Here is a 16,285-nt window from a genome sequence, read left to right as displayed (position 1 = left end):
GAGAGGCGGAGCCTTGCCCGAAACCGACCTGACGGTCACCGCGGACGACGGGACCCTGCTGGCCGGCACCCTGAGCCTTCCCGCCGGCCCCGGACCGCACCCCGCCGTCCTCCTGCTGCACGGTTCGGGCCCCCTGGACCGCGACGGCAACACCCGCAAACTGCCGCTGAACCTGGGGCGCCCGCTGGCCGACGCCCTCGCCGCGGCGGGCATCGCCACGCTGCGCTACGACCGGCGCGGCGCAGGAGCCACGCCCGGCGTCTGGGAGGAGACCGGCTTCACCGACAACCGCCGCGACGCGAGCGCTGCCCTGCGCGCCCTCGCCGCCCACCCGGACATACGCCCCGACGCCGTCGGCGTCGTCGGCCACAGCGAAGGCGCCCTGCACGCGATGACCCTGGCCGCCCGGCACGAGGTCGCGGCAGCGGTACTGCTGGCCGGGTTCGCCCGCGAGGGCGAGTCGGCCTTCCGCTGGCAGGCGGCGTCGGTCTTCGGCGGCCTGCCCGCCCCGGTCCGCCTGCTCCGCCGCCCGCTGGGCGCCCTGGGCGAGCGCGTCCTGGCCCGCGTCAAGCGCACCCGCACCGACGTGGCGCGGATCGCCGGTCTCCTCCCGGTCAACGCGCGCTGGATGCGCGAGATGCTCGTCCACGACACCCGTGACGACCTGGCCGCCGTCCCCGCCGTGGTCCCCGTCCTCGCCGTCACCGGCGACAAGGACATCCAGGTCCCGCCCGCCGACCTCGACGAGATCCGACGCCTGGTGCCGGGTGGCGACACCGAGATCCACCGCGTCCCCGACCTGACCCACGTACTGCGCCGCGACCCCGGCCGACCCACGCTCCGCTCCTACCGCCGGCTGCTCCGCGCACCGGTCGACCCCGAGGTGCTCGCGCTGGTGGCGACCTGGCTCCAGGCCCGCCTGCACGAGCCCGCGGGCACTCCTGCGGACGAGCGGCCCGCGATCCATCCCTGACCGGGTCGCCGTTCACTCCTGACCGGCCCGCGATCCACCCTGGCCGGCCCGCGATCCACCCTGAGCGGGCCGCGACCCGCCCCTGACCCTGATGCGCCTTACGCGCCTTACGCGCCTACGTTCCCTTACGCGCGACGCCACACGCACGGCTCACACCCCATGGCCACGGACAACCGAAGGTTTGGCATGCCCACTTCACGAAGCACGTCTCACGGCACTCCTTTCACCGCCCCTGCCCCTGCCTTTGCCTCTGCACCTGACCCTGCCTCCGCCCCCGCTCCGACCGCCGCCCCGGCTCCCGTCCGCGACTACCGCGCCGACCTGACCCTGTTCATGGTCATCGCCTTCGCCGTGAGCTGGCTCTCCTGGGGCATGGCGATCGCGTTGGGCGGCACGGAGACGAACGAAGCCGCCAACGCCCCGTACATGCTCGGCGCCTTCGGCCCGCTGGTAGGCGCCCTCGTGCTCCGCGTCCGTCGCCGCCGACGCGGCGAACCGGTCCCCGAGCATGTGGTCTCCTTCCGCCCGGCGTTCCTGCTCAAGGCCCTGCTCCTGTTGGTGCTGGGCTCGGCGACCGTCCTGGCTGGCGCCCTGCTCGCCAGCCGTGCGGGCGGCCCCGAGCTGAGCCTGGACGTGGTGAAGGATGCCGTCGACGACTTCGGCGGACCCGCGGCGTTCCTCGTCGGCATGCTGGTCAGCGGTCCGCTGTCCGAGGAACCGGGCTGGCGGGGCACCGCGTACCCGAGGCTGCGCCAGAAGCTGGGCACCTTCCGGGTCTGCCTGGTCCTGGGTGTCACCTGGGCCGTGTGGCACCTCCCGCTGTTCTTCATCGACGGCACCGTCCAGCACGACCTGGGCCTCGCCACCCCGAGCGGTGTCCTGTTCGTCGCCAGCAACATCCCGATGGCCATGCTGGTCACCGCCGCCTACGAACGCGCCGGCATCGTCGCCTCCATCGCAGTGCACTTCGCGGTCAACGGGACGATGATCCTGCTCGCCGTGGAGGAACCGAAGGTCCAGGCCATGATCCTCGGAATCCAGACCCTCACGGTGACGGCGCTCCTCCTCACCCACCGCACGGGACGGCGGCGCTCGTAGACTCCGCGGCTGCGCTGGCCGCCAACTCGGCCCGCCCGTCGGGACACGCGACGGGGAAGTCGAAGTAGGTGTCCGGGTGGGGTTCGTCCCTCAGCGTGTAGTGCCACCACTCGCAGTCGTAGGAGTCGAAACCGCTGGCATCCATGATCGAGCGCAGATGCCGGCGGTTCGCCGCCTCGACCCCCGTGATGCCTGAGGCGCCATGGTGCGAGATCGCGTCCATGAGGTCGTGGCCGCCGCCCAGGGCGGCGAGGTCACCGGTGGACAGGTGGTACAGCGTCAGGTCGACCGTGCCGCCCCGACTGTGGCCCGACCTGGCGGCCACGTATCCCCGGTCGAACATCTCGGTCCTGCCGATGTTCGGGTAGTGCCGCGCCTTCGTCCGGCCGTCCTCCGGCTGTCGGGACCAGCGGAGAAAGCAGTCCACAGCCCGCTGCGGGCGGTAGCCGTCCCAGAGGAGCAGTCCGAAACCGAGGGCCTCGGCACTCTCTTCCGCCCTCCCCAGCGCCGCACACAGGGCCTTCGTGCCGACGATCCGGTTCGCCAGGTATCCGTCCACCGGCTTGCCGGTGAAGTTGTCCCAGGTGGCGTACTTGGCGTCCCACCGTATTCCGGGCACCAGCTCGTCCACGAAGGCGAAGTCCCCGGTCATCGGAGCTTCCCCGTCAACGCCAGCGACACCGTCCGGTCGATCACCTCGGAGAGCGGCAGACCGGCGGCCGCCATCATCCTCGGATAACGGCTGTACGACGTCATGCCGGGCATGGTGTTGACCTCGTTGAGGACGACTTCACCGTCGTCCTTGAGGAACATGTCCACCCGCGCCAGCCCTGTGCACCCCAGCGCGCGGTACACGTCCTTCGCGGTCTCCTGGACGAGTGCCCGCGCCTCGGCCGGGATGTCGGCGGGCACGATCGCCGTCGAGTTCTCCGAGCCGCTTTCGGGCTTCTCCTCCTGGTGTATCCGGAAGAACCCGTGGGAGAGTGCGATGCGGTCCACCTCACCCACGACCAGTTCCGTGTCGTCGCCCAGGACGGCGCAGCCGATCTCGCTGCCGACGACGGCCTCTTCGACCAGCACCTTCGCGTCGTACCGCCGGGCGATCTCCACCGCCGCCGGCAAGTCCTCGCGCCGGGACACCTTGGTCACGCCGAAGGACGACCCGGAACGGGCCGGCTTCACGAAGACGGGGTACGCCAGTCCGTCCGGATCGAGGTGTTCGTCGCCCGTCACGGTCCGGAATTCCGGCGTGGCGATCCCGGCGCTCCCGGCGACGACGTACGCGAGGGACTTGTCCATGCACAGGGCGGAACTCTGGACGTCGCAGCCCACGTACGGGATGCCGGAGAGCTCCAGTAGGCCCTGCGTCGCACCGTCCTCGCCGAGGGTGCCGTGCAGGACGGGCAGGACGACGTCCAGGCGTATCGTCCGGTACCGCCCCTGCTCCAGCACGAGCAGCCCGTGGACGCTCCGGTCCGGCGACAGCACGGCCGGACGGCAGTCGCCGTCTTCCCAGTCCGGCCCGGGACCGTCGCAGAGCTTCCACGCACCGTCCCTCGTGATTCCCACGAAGAAGGGCTGGTACTTCTCGGCGTCGAGGCTGCGGGCGACCTCCTGGGCCGACTTGACGGAGACGGCGTGCTCTTCTGAAGCGCCTCCGAATACGATGCCGATATTCAACTTGGCGGACTCGTCCGACTTAGCCATGCTGTTTCCCGCTTTCGAAATTCAGGCAGTTGACGATGGAGTTCTCGACCGTGTCCCGCAGGGCATGGTCGGTGTAATAGGCGGTGTGCGGGCTGATGAGCACGTTCGGCATGCGCTGCAGCCGCGGCAGCAGCGTGTTTTCGATGGGTCTGTCTCGGCAGTCGGCGTAGAAGATCCCTTCCTCGCCTTCGACGACGTCCAGTGCCGCACCGCTCAACCGTCCGTTCTCCAGCGCCGAGACCAGGGCCTCGGTTTCGATGAGCGGGCCGCGCCCGGTATTGATGACGAACGCGCCTCTCTTCATCTGCCGAATACGACGTGCACCCAGGAGGTGATGCGTATCCGGGTTCAACGGAACGTGCAGGGTCACGATGTCGCTCGACCGCAGCAATACGTCGAGGGGTACGTAATCCGCCGCGGTACTGGCCCGGCCGCCGTGCGCCAGGATTCGGGAGCCGAAACCCCGCAGCCGGTCCACGACTGCCGCGCCGATGCGCCCCGTTCCGATCACCCCGACGGTCAGATCGCGCAGCTCCTTGCCGCGCACCTCGTGCAACCGGTAGTCGTGCAGGTCCGCGCGGCGGACGGTGGTCTTCGCGTTGCGCACCGCCATCAACATGAGCATCAGGGTGTAGTCGGCCACGCTGTCGGGGGAGTAGGCGACGTTCTCCACGGAGATGCCGATACGTGTCGCGTATTCCAGGTCGATGTGATTGCGGCCGATGCTCCGGGTGGATATGTAGGTCACGCCGGCTCGACGGAGCGAAAGAAGAACGGCCGGCGTGACGGGCGTCTTGTGCCCCACGCTGATGCACTGATTGCCGGAGGCCAGCCCGGCATTGCCTTCGGACACCGCGTCCTCGGTGAGCGTCGTCCTCACGCCGAGACGGGCTGCCATCTGACGGAACAGGACGGCCTCGTCCTGACCACAGCCGTACACCGTGATTCCCGTTGTCGGAACGGACGGGGAGATCGACGGGGCGGATGAGGTAGGGGATGGCGGGGATGCCGCGGAAAAGGTCATGTCCCCAGTCAAGGCGACCTGGCGTTGTCGGCGCGTATGCGCTTTTCGATATCCTGACGATAAACTACCGATCGGTAATGCCCGGGCGGGCGCTGCGAGACGGCCCTCATCGCCCACGTCGTTTCATGTAGAGGTCGAAGGTGCGGTAGACCAGCGGCCGCAGCGGCAGGTCCCACTCGCCCACGTACCGCACCGCCTGACCGCCGGTGCCGACCTTGAACTGGATCAGCCCGACGTGCGGGTCGTCGGCGTCGAGGGTCGGCGTGATGCCGCGCAGGTCGTAGACATCACAGCCGGCGGCGAGCGCGTCACGGATCATCGCCCACTGGCAGGCGTTGGAGCCCCGCACCTCACGCTTCTCGGTGGACGAGGCGCCGTAGGCGTACACCGCGTGGGTGCCGACGCGGACCATGACGGTGGCAGCGACCAGGTCGCCCCGGTGACGGGCGAGGTAGAGCCTGATCCGCTCCGGATCCTCGGCGCCGAGCACCGCGAACATGGTCTCGAAGTAGCGCAACGGCCGGGGCGTGAAGCGGTCGCGCTCGGAGGTGTGGACGTAGAGATCGTGAAAGGCCTGAAGGTCCCTGCCGCTCATGTCCTGACCGCCCGCGTCTCGCTCGGCCATATCCGAGCCGGTCATGCACGACCTGGTCATGCCCGATCCGGTCATGTCCGACCCGGTCGTGCCGCTCCCGCCCATACCCCACCCGCTCTGGGGATGTCCGCCCGCCATTCGGCCGACCGTGACCTCGACGCCCTCCCTGGCCGCCTTCCGGATGTTGCGCCGCCAGAGCTGGTTCATGTCCTTGAGCACGTCGGCCTCGGATCTTCCGGCCAGAGGGACCTCGTACTTGAACTGCGGATGCCCAACCCCGAATCCGTCCTCCGGACTCTGCGGCAGCCAGCCCGCGTCCCTGAGCCGACCGGCCACGCTGGCGCCGACCGGGTCGGTCCAGTGGGCGTTCACATCGGTCAGGCGCCGCGTGCCCGCATCGGCTATGCCCTCCTTGACCTGGTCGGCGCTCCAGACGTCCGTGCGCACCGGCGGACCGAGCCGTACCGCGAACGCGCCCCGCGCCTTGAGGTACGCGGCGAGCGGGTCGAGCCACGCGGCGATGTCACCGGCCCAGTCGATGACGGGGCCCTCGGGGAGATAGGCCAGCGTGTAGCGCCGGAGCCGCGGCACCGGTCGGTGCAGGACGAGCCCGGCGCCGACCAGCCGCGGGCCGTCGTACCAACCGAGGGACTCGCTGCGCCACTCGGTCTTGACGCGCCCCCAGGCCGGGGTCTGCAGGAAACTGACCGAGCGCTGCGCCCGCACGAACGCCAGGTGCTCGGCAGCGCTGATCGGCCGGACGGTCAGAAACCCACCCGAGACCCCGGCCGGGTAGCGCGACGTCGAGGCCGCTGTTGGTACTGGTTCGCTGTAGGACATGCCGCCAGTGAAGGCGGCGCGGTGTTGCCGATGCGTATGCGGTTTCCGATACACCGACGATATGTGCCGGGCGGGGCGGACAGGGACAGTCCCGGACACCTCGTCAGTCGGCGTTCACCAGCTGATCCCGGCGGCCACCGGCAGATGGTCGCTGCCGGTGGCGGGCAGCGTCCACGAACCGGTCGGCTGCACGCCGCGCACCAGGATCTGGTCGATCCGCGCTACCGGGAACTTCGCCGGCCAGCTGAAGCCGAACCCGTCCCCGGCCGCCTCCTGGGCCGAGTCCAGCTGCGAGGTGATGCCCGCCAGCGCGCGATCGTCCAGGGTGCCGTTCAGATCGCCGAGCAGCATCACCCGCTCACTCCGGTCGGCGGCGAGAACCTCTCCGAGCGCCTGCGCGTTCCGGTCGCGGGAGCCCGTCCAGAAGCCTGCACGGGGATTGAGCCGTACGGAGCCCAGGTGGGCCACGTACACCACGAGCGGCCCCTGATCCGTGGCCACCGTGGTGCGCAGCGCCCGGTTGCCGGCCAGCTGGACGTCGGCCGGTTTGGTGTCCGCGAGCGGTCCGTAGTCCGTCGCGATGTCGACGGGCCGTGTGCCCGACAGCGGCAGCTTGCTCCACACCCCGACCGTGCCCTGCACCGTGTGGTGCGGGTACGTCTCCGCCAGCTCCTTCTCGTATACACGCCGGTCCTCGTCGGTGATCTCCTCCAGGGCCAGCACGTCCACCCCGGAGGCGGCCAGGTCGTCGGCGGTGCCGGCCGGGTCCGGATTCTCGGCGCCGACGTTGTGGGTGGCCACGGTGAGGTCGCCGCCCGGTGCGGACCTGTCGACGAGCAGCCCGCCGAAGAGGCTCAGCCACACCGTGACAGGCAGCACCAGCGCGATCACCGTGGCGACGGAACGGCGCCACAGCGCCCCAGCGGCCAGTACGGGGATGAATATCCCGAACCATGGCAGAAAGGTCTCCACCAGACTGCCGAAGGACCCGACCCGGTTCGGGATCTGGGCGTGCAGGAGCATGACCAGACCCAGTAGGAGCGCCGCTCCCGTGAGTACGGGCCCCCGCTTCCAGACCTCCGGCCGGACAGCCCTACGGAACGCTCCGCGCGGCAGCGGACTCCGCCCTGCCGCTGCTTCCGTTGTCGCCTCGGATTCGGTCTCTGCTTCTCTCCCTGTCTCTGTTCCTGTCCCCGTTGCCGCCGATGGCGCTGGTGCTGGTGATGGCGCTGGTGGTGAGATGTGGCGCATACGGTCAGTGAAGGCGAGACGGTGTTGTCGGCACGTATGCGGTTTTCGATATGCCGACGATATGGGGCGACTCGTAACCTCGACACCATGCGTGTGCTGATTGTCGAGGACGAGCCCTACCTGGCGGAGGCGATCCGCGACGGCCTGCGCCTGGAGGCCATCGCGGCCGACATCGCCGGTGACGGTGACACCGCGCTGGAACTGCTGAGCATCAACACCTATGACATCGCCGTCCTCGACCGCGACATCCCGGGCCCCTCCGGCGACGAGATCGCCGCCCGTATCGTCGACTCCGGCAGCGGCATGCCGATCCTCATGCTCACCGCGGCCGACCGCCTCGACGACAAGGCCTCCGGCTTCGGCCTCGGCGCCGACGACTACCTCACCAAGCCGTTCGAACTGCAGGAGCTGGCGCTCAGGCTCAGAGCACTCGACCGCAGGCGCGCCCACAGCAGGCCGCCCGTGCGGGAGGCCGCCGGTCTGCGCGTCGACCCGTTCCGCAGGGAGGTCTACCGGGACGGCCGCTACGTAGCGCTGACCAGGAAGCAGTTCGCGGTTCTCGAAGTGCTGGTTGCCGCCGAGGGCGGTGTCGTCAGCGCCGAGGAACTCCTGTCACGCGCGTGGGACGAGAACGCCGACCCCTTCACCAACGCCGTCCGCATCACGGTCTCGGCCCTGCGCAAGCGTCTGGGCGAACCGGGGATCATCGCCACCGTGCCGGGCGTCGGCTACCGCATCGACCCGGCACCCGTCACCGAGCAGGCGGGCGGCGACAGTGGATAGGAGACCGGGCCTGAGCGTCCGGCTGAAGCTCACCCTCAGCTACGCCGGTTTCCTCATGCTCGCGGGTGCCCTGCTGCTCGTGGCGGTAGGCGTGTTCCTCGTGCGACAGGGATGGTTGGTCACCAACGAGTGGGGGGCGGTGAGAGCTACTCCGGGCACGATCTTCCTCCGCAGTTTCGCCCCCACGGCAGCCTGGGTCATGGCGTTCCTGCTGGTGTTCGGCCTCGTGGGCGGATGGTTTCTCGCCGGACGCATGCTCGCCCCCCTGGACCGCATCACGGAGGCCACCCGCACGGCAGCGACCGGATCCCTCTCCCACCGCATCCGGCTGCCGGGCCGCAGGGACGAGTACCGCGAACTGGCCGACGCCTTCGACGAGATGCTCGCCCGCCTCGAAGCCCACGTGACCGAACAGCGGCGCTTCGCGGCCAACGCCTCGCACGAGCTGCGCACCCCGCTGGCCATTTCGAAGGCCATCCTCGACGTGGCCCGCACCGACCCGCACCAGGACCCCGGCGAGATCATCGACCGCCTTCACGCCGTCAACACCAGAGCGATCGACCTCACCGAGGCCCTGCTTCTGCTCAGCCGCGCCGGCCAACGCTCCTTCACCCGGGAACACGTCGACCTGTCCCTCCTCGCGGAGGAGGCCACCGAGACCCTGCTCCCCTTCGCGGAGAAGCACGGCGTCACCCTCGAAACAAGCGGCGACGTGACCCCCGCCCTCGGATCACCGGCCCTCCTTCTCCAACTGACCACGAACCTCGTCCACAACGCGATTGTCCACAACCTCCCCGGCCGGGGCAGGGTCTGGGTCCACACCACGCTCGGCCCCCGCACCACGCGGCTCGTCGTCGAGAACACCGGCGACCCGATCAGCCCCCACCAGGCCTCGACCCTCACCGAACCCTTTCAGCGCGGTACCGAACGTGTACACACCGACCACCCCGGCGTCGGCCTGGGCCTGGCCATCGTCAACACCATCACCCAGGCCCACGACGGCACCCTCACCCTCACCCCACGCCACAGCGGGGGCCTCCGCGTCACGGTGGAACTGCCCGCGGCCTCGGCGTACATCGGCAGGTGAGTCACGCAGACCGCACCGAGCCGCCACCGGCTCAGCCCACCGCGGCCAGACGCTCCCCGACGAGGGACTCCAGGCAGCTCCGGCATTGTCCGGGCTCCTGGGCGCGGAAGGCACGTTCACAGCCGTCGCAGGTCTGAGAGGGCAGTACTGCGGGTTGGGGAACGACAACCGGCGAGGGCGGTGCCGGTAGAGGGGTATCCCGAAACGGGAAGGCGAAGACCCCGTCAGGTCGGGCCGGAAACGGTCGAGAAGCCCGGTGGTCAGCAACTCGGTGATCTCCCTCGGCGCGACCCGGCCTCTGCCACTCGCCCACGGCGGGTGCCAGACGACACAGTTCGGGTCCGACTCCGGTGGGTGACCCACGCTGCCTCCGTGGGGCGACTGCCCGCGACCCTGCCCCTCACCCGACCCGCAGTCGAGTCCGGCCGAGGCCTGCTCCTGGTGGGCGTCTTGGCCGCGCGCTGGGGCGCGAGGCCCCGCCGTCCGCTGGGCAAGAGGCTATGGGCGGAGCTGAGCCCTGTGAATGCGGCTGGACTGCAGGCGCCGGAGCTGCGACGGCGTGGACCGGAACGGCTGGCAGGGAACGCAGGCGTGGTGGGGGCCACGCCTTGCTCCTTGGCCCTCCAGCCGACGCTGCCCTCGCTCTCCGGTGTCGTGTCGAGAACGGCGTATCCCTCGCGGCCCGACGTGCACGCACCGCCGCTCTATAGTCACCGTGGACGCAGTCAGCCGGGGGGGGGACATACATGCGACGCACCGGATCGCTGCTCGCGGTCGTTCTGCTGAGTGCTGTCGGCGTGCTGCTGCTCGGCGCGTGCGGGACGCTTCGCGCCGGTTCCGACGGCGCGGCGACTGAGACGGAGCCGACGGAGTCCGGGCGCTGGCAGACGTTCGCGCCGATCAGGGTGACCGCCGCCCGGCTCGCCGACGACCACCGCACGCTCAGCGTCGACGCCGAGGTGCCCGGCCGCGGGAAGACATGCGTGCGCGACGTGAAGGCGGTCGTCACCGACGCCTCGGATCGCACCGTGTGGGTGCAGATGACGTACTCCGCTCTGGCCGGCGGCCCCCCGCGCACCGACTGCCGTACGACCGCGACGGCGACGGCGAAGGTTCGGCTGCCGTCCCCGCTCGGAAACCGGGTACTGTCCGTGGACAACTTCACGACGTTCACGGCGGACGGCGCCGACCCGCCCCACCTGCGCCTGTGTGGCGAACTCGGTTGCCACCCCGCGCCCACGGGCTGCACCCCTGCCTCTTACGACCAGGCGGTCATGGCCCTAGACGTGCCGAACCACACCTCCCGCGGCGATGAGCGCTGCGACGGCAAGTGGCTGGTGTTCAACGTCTCCTCGCGCATGGGCCCGGCCTGCCCCGAGGGCGCCGGTCCCGGCTGTGGGGCGAGCCTCGGTGATCGCTGGTTCTTCCGGGCCGAGAAGTCGGGCTGGAAGCCGATCGCCCGCAGTACGAAGGGCGGATGCACCGATGTGCACGGCATCGAGCCCGACTTCCCGGCCGCCCTGTGCGCCGACCTCCCTCCGCTCAAACGGTCGAAGTAAGCGGAACCACCCAGGCCGCTGAGCTCTGTGGCCCGCCCCTGACCAGCCCCCTTGTCCTCAACCGCGGTTGAGCTGGTGAGGTGCTCGCGATCCCGTCTCCCGAGGAAGCGAGTAGTCGACGTGGACATCACCACACCCGAAACGGCTCTGTCCTCTCCGCGGGCCCGTCCGTCGGCCCTGACCCTTCCGGTGGTGCTGGCCGGTGTCGTCCTGGTGGCCATGTCCATATCTGGGACGGCGGTGGCCCTGCCGGGGGTCGGCCAGGACCTGGGTGCTTCCGGATCGGCCCTGAACTGGGTTGTCGCGGGATACAACCTGGCATTCGCGGCGATGACTCTGGTCGCGGGCTCGGCTGCGGACCGGGTGGGCCGACGCAGGACGTTCCTCGTCTCCGCACTGGTCTTCTCCTGCGGATTCCTGGTCACCGCCGTAAGTCCCTCGATCGTCATCACCGATGTGTCACGCATCGTCTCCGGTGCGGGAGGCGCGGGCGTCATGGCCGCGGGCGGTGCCATCCTCGCCGCCTCCTACGAAGGAGCCGCCCGCAACCGGGCGTTCGCGCTCATGGGCACCATGGCTGGCGTCGGCATCGCCGTCGGTCCTACGCTGTCCGGCCTGTTGATCTCCGCGACGGGCTGGCGGGGCAGCTTTGTGGTGTTCACGGTCGTCGGCCTGCTGATCACGTCGGGCGCGACCCGGATCCGTGAGTCCCGCGCCGCCACCGGACGGGCCGACTGGCCGGGCAGCATCCTGTTCGTGACCGCGCTCACCCTCTTCATGTTCGCCCTCCTGGAGGCGCCCGCCCTGGGGTGGACCCACGGCGCCGTCGTGGCCACGGCGGTCGGCGGCCTCGTAGCGCTCGCGGTCTTCGCCGCAACGCAGCGGCGCAGCACCGCACCCGTCCTGGACCCGGTCCTCATCGCCAACCGCGGCTTCCTGGGCTGGAGTCTGGCCACGCTGACGACCTCGGTTGGCTTCCTGGGCGTACTGGTCTTCCTGCCGACCTACCTACAAGCCGCCGCCGGCCTCACTCCCGCGGCGTCGGGCACGGCGATGCTGCTGCTGACCGCGCCCGTCCTGGTCACGCCGCTCGTTGCGGCGGCCCTCGTCGACAAGGGCGTTCCCGCACGAAAGGTGATCGTGCTCGCTCTCGGGCTGGTCACCGTCGGCAACCTCTGGCTGGCCACGCTCAGCTCTCAGCACACAGTCGTGGGGGTCGCGGGCCCGCTCCTCGCGATCGGCGTCGGCATGGGGGCTTCCTTCGGCATCACCGACGGGCAGGCCATGGCGTTGGTACCGGCCGACTCCGTAGGCATGGCCGCCGGCTTCCTCAACACACTGCGCGGCGCCGCCGAAGCCATGGTGATCGCCGCGTTCGGAGCCGCGCTGCTCGGCCTGCTCGGCAGCCGCCTGGGCGACGGTGACCAGGCGGCGTCCGTCAGTGCCGGGCAGCTGTCCGACGCCTCCCGCCACACCGAACTCGCCGCCCTCACCTGGTCATGGCGCATGACGCAGCTGGGTGTCTCCCTGCTGTGCCTGCTCCTGTCAATCACGGCCGTGGTGCTCATCCGCCATCATGGTGCGCGTCGGAAGACGGTCTGAGCGCAGTACCAGGAACGTCCGGAGGCCACTGTGCAGGTCAACCCCGACGATCTCCTCACGATCGGTGACGTGGTGCACCGCACCGGTGTGTCCGCCTCTGCCCTGCACTTCTACGAACGCAAGGGGCTGATCTTCACCGAACGCAGCGCCACCAACCAGCGCCGCTACCCGCGCCACATGCTTCGGCGCATCTCCTTGCTCATCATGGCCAAGCGCCTCGGTATCCCGCTCGGCGACGTCGCCGCCGTCTTCAGCACGCTCCCCACCGACCGGGCCCCGACCCACGAGGACTGGCAACGTCTGTCTCTCGCGTGGAAGGCTCAGTTGGAGGACCGTCGCCGTGCGATCGAAGCCCTGGAACACGAACTCACCGGCTGCATCGGATGCGGCTGTCTGTCGATGAAGGCATGCTTGCTCCTCAATCCCGACGACTCACTCGGAGAGCAGGGTCCCGGCCCGGTCCGCCTCCAGAACCCCACTCCGACGCGCCGCTCCCGGCGCACGTAGGTCCTGCTCCCGGCGGAGCGCCGGGCCGACATGAGCCGACGACCGGGTCGGCCGGCACGCTCGACGATGCCGAAAGTACCCAGCAAGAGGCTGACGCGGTCGGCGGGGTACGGCCCCCAAATGCAGGTCAGGCCCGGTGCTGATCTCTCAGCACCGGGCCTGACCTGGTGTTTCTCTGTCGGGGTGGCGGGATTTGAACCCACGACCTCTTCGTCCCGAATGAGGTTCGATTGGTGTGCCTGCCAGCTGCGATCACGTTTCCGCAGGTCGAAGGGGTGGACTCGGTTGGTTTCGCGGGGCCTGGAAGGGGTTCGGGGAGCGGGTTGGCTCCCAGGTGGCTCCCAGCCACAGTAGCTGAGGCTGCCTGTCCCGCCGTATTGGCTCACGCCGGATCCAGGGTGCGCGACGCTTGTCCGGAGGGCTCAGATCACCGTCGAGGGAGCGTGCTTGCTCAGGTAGCTCTTGAAGGTCTTCCTGATCTCCGCCTGGAGATAGCCTGCCTGGGGTGAGTGGGGCACCACGTCGGGCTCGAAGCCTCTCTTTCGGGCATCGAGGTACCGCACGATGCTCGACGATCTGGTGTTGGCGACGAAGAGTTCGTTCTGGGTGCGGATGTCGGCACGCAGTCCCTCGAAGTTCCTCGCAAGACCGATGCCGAGGTTGGAGACGTAGTACTTGCACTCGACGATGAGGACGCTCTGACTGCCTCGTGGTGCGATGCCTTGCGCCCGGCTCAGGGCGGCCTCCTCGGCTGGTAGCACCAGCACGTCGCATTCGTGCAGGACGCCCGACGAGCCGGTCACGTAGACGCCGAGGTGGACTTCAAGGGCGGGAGCCCCGTCGAACTCGATCACGGCGTGGGTGAAGGGCTGGCTGTTGCTGTACAGGTGACCAGGCCCCGTACGGAAGACGAGGTTGCTGGCCTTCGACCCGTAGACGTCTTCGTAAGTGACAACGGCGCCATGCCGACTCGCGGTCGCGACGATCAGGGAGAAGATGAAGCCCTCGTAGACGTCGGACGGCTTCGAAGCGGAGTCGTACGACACCGTCCCCGCAGCCAGAAGGCTCCTGATCTCGTTGACCAGGTGATCGACCGTGCTCAACTGGCTACCTCCCTCGTCACTTCGGCCAGTAGCTGACTGACGCGTGTACGTTGCTCAGTCGGGACCCGATCTCCCCGGAACTCAGTTCGGCTGCGGCGCGATCGAGTGCTTTCGTCCGGCTCGAATACGACACCCTCAACCATGCTCCGGCTGCCGGCGTCGCCCTCGGGCTCGGACCGGAGCGTTTTCAGCACCTCCAGTTCCATTTCAGGCAGGTCGACGAGTACGCGCTTTACCGCATCGAGGAGGAGCTGCACACGTTCTTCGTCTGTCATGGCTCGCGTGGCGATGACCAGAGTCCCTCCCTTGCGGGAGGACTCGTACTCTCCGAGGCCAAGCATGCTGCGGTCCACGACCTCGTATCGAGCCGCTGCCGCCGCCGGACTCGTGGCAGGGGAGTCATCGCCGCGGCGCTGCTGGCGTCGGCGGAGGATCTTTTCCTCAGGTACTCCTGCGGCGATTGCCGCGTCGACATCGTCGAGCACCCAACTCAGGGTGGTGTCTTGCAGCGCTTCGCGGAGCTGCTGTTCCAAACGGCGCAGTTCGAACGGGTTCATGTCCCCCTCGCATCAGTAGCCTTCGTCTGATGTAGCCGATCGCTGCTCGGTCTTCCCCGAGCTTTGTTAGAAGGAACCGCAGTCAGCCGTCGAGCAGACTCCGAAGCACCTCAACCGAAAGGCGGGCTTCCGGGACGGCAGCTCCACCGTCGAATCGGACACCCTCGCCCACCAGGACATCCGCGGGTGCGTCCGTGCGGGACGGACCGGTCCACTGGAATCCTGCGCTGACGCGACCGGACGCAGTGAGGACCCGCCACGCGTTGGGGCACTGGTCGCATGTGGCCAGGTGGGTGCCGACGGGAACGGCGTGGCTGCCGATGACGGATGCCACGTCACCGTAGGTCGTCCATCGCCCGGACGGGATGGCCCCCAGCAGGGTGTGGAGAATCGTCCAGTCCTTGCGGGCGCCACTGAGCTGCTTGGCTAGGTCCGCGAGGCTTGCCCCTGCCAGCGCCGCCCATTCATCGGGATCGACCGTACTCGGGACGTCGTTGGTGTCGACGTCCCACCAGGTCGTCCCCTGTATCCCGTCAGGTATCCGGCCGGTCACGCTTTTGAAGATGTGGTTGGCGAGTCCGGTCGGCGTGTACGGCATGCCGTCGGCACCCCAGGTCAGGGGTTTGGCGGTGTTGTTGTTCCAGACGGCCGTTGCGCGTTCCTCATCTTCGCCCACCCAGGCAACGATGGCCTCACGGATGGATTGGGGAGCGCCGTGCCTCGGCGTCAACCGCAGTCTTGTCCCGTCTGGCAACAGGCCAGCGGCGACGAGAACGTGAGCGGCGTTGCGGGCCCGGGAGCGCTCTTCCAGTTTTTTGGCGGCGGCCTTGGCCTCGACCCGGGCAGGAGCGAGGGTGAACTCCTCCACTTCCGGTGTCGGATAGACCTTGGTGAAGCCGACGACGAGGTGGCCTTCCACCTTCCACAGACCCACCTGGACGAGGTCGAAGTCGAGGTTCATCTCCGACAGCCACACCACGGTGTGAGTCACTTGCTTGGGGAAGTCAGCAGCGATGATCACCTGCCGGGGGCGCTGGAGCAGTTCTGGACTCCAGTCTCCGTCCACATGGTCGAGGAGACGCTGCCTGCACGCGTCGAATTCGACTGCCTGGCCCCTGCCGGGCAGGAAGTCGCGGTGTGCCTGTGCCAAGGTGTCGAGGTCGAACCGGGACACGAGGGCGGCGTAGGTGATCGCCTGGAGATGTACATCCCGGTCGGCCGTTCCCCGCTTGAGCTCGACCACCACGAGGCGGCCGGTGGCGTCCAGCCCGAGGACGTCCAGTCGGTCCCGTGCCGGCACACCGTCAGTGTCGGCCCACCGGTCGAACTCGGCGGTGATCACGAGTACCGAATCGCCCAAGACCTGAGGGTTGTCGATCACCCACTCCTGTAGGTGTTGCCGTTCGAGGAGCCCCTCTGCGGCTAGCCCTGTTGGTGAGATTGGTGTTGCCGACCGGCCCGCAACGGCGAAGAGATGATCCATAAGCTCCCTCTCATGCGCCCAGCAATGTCAGATCGGGCGCCCAGAGCCTATGCGCAGGTGAGCCACTTGGGCAGTCGGTTTCTTGGCATTGGACGAGGTCCCGGTTGTTCTCATGC

General features: G+C 68.9%; 15 protein-coding genes. 7 read left to right on the top strand and 8 right to left on the bottom strand.

What is annotated here, in order from left to right:
* Positions 1-13 precede the first annotated feature (13 nt).
* Complete coding sequence (locus tag B9W62_RS17985; RefSeq protein WP_087808094.1) at positions 14-973, top strand: alpha/beta hydrolase family protein; 960 nt, start codon at positions 14-16, stop codon at positions 971-973.
* A gap of 333 nt (positions 974-1,306) precedes the next feature.
* Positions 1,307-2,071 carry a CPBP family intramembrane glutamic endopeptidase gene (locus tag B9W62_RS17980; protein ID WP_087808093.1) on the top strand — a complete coding sequence of 255 codons (765 nt, stop codon included), beginning with the start codon at positions 1,307-1,309 and terminating at the stop codon, positions 2,069-2,071.
* Here the strand turns inward: B9W62_RS17980 and vanX are convergent.
* From vanX to B9W62_RS17955, 5 genes are all read right to left on the bottom strand, one after another.
* A complete protein-coding gene (vanX, locus tag B9W62_RS17975) occupies positions 2,040-2,723 on the bottom strand; it encodes a D-Ala-D-Ala dipeptidase VanX (protein ID WP_087808092.1) in 684 nt (227 codons plus the stop codon). The two genes, B9W62_RS17980 and vanX, sit on opposite strands and share 32 nt — an antisense overlap.
* Positions 2,720-3,778 carry a D-alanine--(R)-lactate ligase VanA-Sc gene (gene vanA-Sc / locus B9W62_RS17970; protein WP_087808091.1) on the bottom strand — a complete coding sequence of 353 codons (1,059 nt, stop codon included), beginning with the start codon at positions 3,776-3,778 and terminating at the stop codon, positions 2,720-2,722. The genes vanX and vanA-Sc overlap by 4 nt, the downstream gene beginning before the upstream one ends.
* Positions 3,771-4,802, bottom strand: a complete 1,032-nt coding sequence (gene vanH, locus B9W62_RS17965) for a D-lactate dehydrogenase VanH (RefSeq protein ID WP_087808090.1) — start codon at positions 4,800-4,802, stop codon at positions 3,771-3,773. Before vanH ends, vanA-Sc begins: the two co-directional genes overlap by 8 nt.
* Before the next feature lie 106 nt (positions 4,803-4,908).
* Positions 4,909-6,237 (bottom strand): lipid II:glycine glycyltransferase FemX, encoded by a 1,329-nt coding sequence (locus B9W62_RS17960; protein ID WP_087808089.1) that lies wholly within the window; start codon positions 6,235-6,237, stop codon positions 4,909-4,911.
* A 114-nt stretch (positions 6,238-6,351) separates the two neighbouring features.
* Positions 6,352-7,488, bottom strand: a complete 1,137-nt coding sequence (locus B9W62_RS17955) for an endonuclease/exonuclease/phosphatase family protein (protein ID WP_087808088.1) — start codon at positions 7,486-7,488, stop codon at positions 6,352-6,354.
* Positions 7,489-7,575: 87 nt separating this feature from the next.
* Here B9W62_RS17955 and vanR-Sc point away from each other — a divergent pair, with 87 nt between their 5' ends.
* The 5 genes from vanR-Sc (at position 7,576) to soxR (ending at position 13,026) form a co-directional block, all read left to right on the top strand.
* Entirely contained in the window at positions 7,576-8,271 is a 696-nt protein-coding gene (gene vanR-Sc, locus B9W62_RS17950; RefSeq protein ID WP_087808087.1) for a VanSc-type vancomycin resistance response regulator transcription factor VanR, read from the top strand.
* Positions 8,264-9,358, top strand: a complete 1,095-nt coding sequence (gene vanS-Sc, locus B9W62_RS17945; protein WP_087808086.1) for a VanSc-type vancomycin resistance histidine kinase VanS — start codon at positions 8,264-8,266, stop codon at positions 9,356-9,358. The genes vanR-Sc and vanS-Sc overlap by 8 nt, the downstream gene beginning before the upstream one ends.
* Before the next feature lie 746 nt (positions 9,359-10,104).
* A complete protein-coding gene (locus B9W62_RS17935; protein ID WP_179235541.1) occupies positions 10,105-10,917 on the top strand; it encodes a hypothetical protein in 813 nt (270 codons plus the stop codon).
* A gap of 120 nt (positions 10,918-11,037) precedes the next feature.
* Positions 11,038-12,519 (top strand): MFS transporter, encoded by a 1,482-nt coding sequence (locus tag B9W62_RS17930; RefSeq protein WP_218781989.1) that lies wholly within the window; start codon positions 11,038-11,040, stop codon positions 12,517-12,519.
* A 30-nt stretch (positions 12,520-12,549) separates the two neighbouring features.
* Positions 12,550-13,026: a redox-sensitive transcriptional activator SoxR gene (soxR, locus tag B9W62_RS17925; RefSeq protein WP_087808084.1), complete on the top strand. Its 477-nt coding sequence runs from the start codon at positions 12,550-12,552 to the stop codon at positions 13,024-13,026.
* Between the two features lie 422 nt (positions 13,027-13,448).
* On the opposite strand, the gene B9W62_RS17920 is transcribed toward soxR, so the two are convergent.
* From B9W62_RS17920 to B9W62_RS17910, 3 genes are all read right to left on the bottom strand, one after another.
* Complete coding sequence (locus tag B9W62_RS17920; RefSeq protein ID WP_053637939.1) at positions 13,449-14,129, bottom strand: hypothetical protein; 681 nt, start codon at positions 14,127-14,129, stop codon at positions 13,449-13,451.
* The gene (locus tag B9W62_RS39965) at positions 14,126-14,686 is read right to left on the bottom strand and encodes a hypothetical protein (protein WP_143665466.1); all 561 of its coding nucleotides are present in this window, start codon (positions 14,684-14,686) and stop codon (positions 14,126-14,128) included. Before B9W62_RS39965 ends, B9W62_RS17920 begins: the two co-directional genes overlap by 4 nt.
* An 82-nt stretch (positions 14,687-14,768) precedes the next feature.
* Positions 14,769-16,067 (bottom strand): MGMT family protein, encoded by a 1,299-nt coding sequence (locus B9W62_RS17910; protein WP_256976470.1) that lies wholly within the window; start codon positions 16,065-16,067, stop codon positions 14,769-14,771.
* Positions 16,068-16,285: the final 218 nt, after the last annotated feature.

Source organism: Streptomyces sp. CS113 (genome assembly GCF_002188365.1).
GTDB classification, from domain to species: domain Bacteria; phylum Actinomycetota; class Actinomycetes; order Streptomycetales; family Streptomycetaceae; genus Streptomyces; species Streptomyces tendae.
This window is presented reverse-complemented; position numbering and strand designations above follow the sequence as displayed.

Excerpts from the sequence above, each read along its gene's own strand:
- B9W62_RS17980 (WP_087808093.1), top strand. The coding sequence starts at position 1,307 with ATGGTCATCGCCTTCGCCGTGAGCTGGCTCTCCTGGGGCATGGCGATC.
- vanH (WP_087808090.1), bottom strand. The coding sequence starts at position 4,802 with ATGACCTTTTCCGCGGCATCCCCGCCATCCCCTACCTCATCCGCCCCG.
- vanR-Sc (WP_087808087.1), top strand. The coding sequence starts at position 7,576 with ATGCGTGTGCTGATTGTCGAGGACGAGCCCTACCTGGCGGAGGCGATC.
- vanX (WP_087808092.1), bottom strand. The coding sequence starts at position 2,723 with ATGACCGGGGACTTCGCCTTCGTGGACGAGCTGGTGCCCGGAATACGG.
- B9W62_RS17935 (WP_179235541.1), top strand. The coding sequence starts at position 10,105 with ATGCGACGCACCGGATCGCTGCTCGCGGTCGTTCTGCTGAGTGCTGTC.
- B9W62_RS39965 (WP_143665466.1), bottom strand. The coding sequence starts at position 14,686 with ATGAACCCGTTCGAACTGCGCCGTTTGGAACAGCAGCTCCGCGAAGCG.
- vanA-Sc (WP_087808091.1), bottom strand. The coding sequence starts at position 3,778 with ATGGCTAAGTCGGACGAGTCCGCCAAGTTGAATATCGGCATCGTATTC.
- B9W62_RS17960 (WP_087808089.1), bottom strand. The coding sequence starts at position 6,237 with ATGTCCTACAGCGAACCAGTACCAACAGCGGCCTCGACGTCGCGCTAC.
- B9W62_RS17955 (WP_087808088.1), bottom strand. The coding sequence starts at position 7,488 with ATGCGCCACATCTCACCACCAGCGCCATCACCAGCACCAGCGCCATCG.